The organism is Thermosipho globiformans (assembly GCF_003990895.1).
Classification (GTDB): Bacteria; Thermotogota; Thermotogae; order Thermotogales; family Fervidobacteriaceae; genus Thermosipho; species Thermosipho japonicus.
Window position 1 is genome coordinate 1 of sequence record NZ_BHXD01000035.1, and the last position, 1,521, is coordinate 1,521.

General features: G+C 48.0%; 1 protein-coding gene and 1 pseudogene. Both read left to right on the forward strand.

Annotation, left to right across the window (positions count from 1 at the left end; translation table 11 throughout):
- Positions 1-137: 137 nt before the first annotated feature.
- Complete coding sequence (ompF, locus tag EO083_RS09690; RefSeq protein WP_000977920.1) at positions 138-1,226, forward strand: porin OmpF; 1,089 nt, start codon at positions 138-140, stop codon at positions 1,224-1,226.
- 28 nt (positions 1,227-1,254) lie between these two features.
- Positions 1,255-1,512, forward strand: a pseudogene (locus EO083_RS09695) (YfcZ/YiiS family protein); the annotation flags it as partial.
- Positions 1,513-1,521: the final 9 nt, after the last annotated feature.

Here is a 1,521-nt window from a genome sequence, read left to right on the forward strand (position 1 = left end):
ATATCACGTTGTGACTGGAGTTCAGACGTGTGCTCTTCCGATCTAAACTCTCATCAATAGTTCCGTAAATTTTTATTGACAGAACTTATTGACGGCAGTGGCAGGTGTCATAAAAAAAACCATGAGGGTAATAAATAATGATGAAGCGCAATATTCTGGCAGTGATCGTCCCTGCTCTGTTAGTAGCAGGTACTGCAAACGCTGCAGAAATCTATAACAAAGATGGCAACAAAGTAGATCTGTACGGTAAAGCTGTTGGTCTGCATTATTTTTCCAAGGGTAACGGTGAAAACAGTTACGGTGGCAATGGCGACATGACCTATGCCCGTCTTGGTTTTAAAGGGGAAACTCAAATCAATTCCGATCTGACCGGTTATGGTCAGTGGGAATATAACTTCCAGGGTAACAACTCTGAAGGCGCTGACGCTCAAACTGGTAACAAAACGCGTCTGGCATTCGCGGGTCTTAAATACGCTGACGTTGGTTCTTTCGATTACGGCCGTAACTACGGTGTGGTTTATGATGCACTGGGTTACACCGATATGCTGCCAGAATTTGGTGGTGATACTGCATACAGCGATGACTTCTTCGTTGGTCGTGTTGGCGGCGTTGCTACCTATCGTAACTCCAACTTCTTTGGTCTGGTTGATGGCCTGAACTTCGCTGTTCAGTACCTGGGTAAAAACGAGCGTGACACTGCACGCCGTTCTAACGGCGACGGTGTTGGCGGTTCTATCAGCTACGAATACGAAGGCTTTGGTATCGTTGGTGCTTATGGTGCAGCTGACCGTACCAACCTGCAAGAAGCTCAACCTCTTGGCAACGGTAAAAAAGCTGAACAGTGGGCTACTGGTCTGAAGTACGACGCGAACAACATCTACCTGGCAGCGAACTACGGTGAAACCCGTAACGCTACGCCGATCACTAATAAATTTACAAACACCAGCGGCTTCGCCAACAAAACGCAAGACGTTCTGTTAGTTGCGCAATACCAGTTCGATTTCGGTCTGCGTCCGTCCATCGCTTACACCAAATCTAAAGCGAAAGACGTAGAAGGTATCGGTGATGTTGATCTGGTGAACTACTTTGAAGTGGGCGCAACCTACTACTTCAACAAAAACATGTCCACCTATGTTGACTACATCATCAACCAGATCGATTCTGACAACAAACTGGGCGTAGGTTCAGACGACACCGTTGCTGTGGGTATCGTTTACCAGTTCTAATAGCACACCTCTTTGAGCTGATGAAACCCCGGTTTGCTGCTGTATGGATGTTGGCACCATTATGGACAACTCCGACTGCACCGCGTCTTACAGCCGCGTGTTTGCAAGCCGCGCAGAAGCAGAACAAACGCTGGCGGCGCTGACTGAAAAAGCCCGTAGCGTGGAATCCGAACCGTGCAAAATCACCCCGACTTTCACTGAAGAGTCTGACGGTGTGCGCCTGGATATCGATTTCACTTTTGCCTGCGAAGCTGAAATGCTGATCTTCCAGCTGGGTCTGCGTTAATTCCTCTCG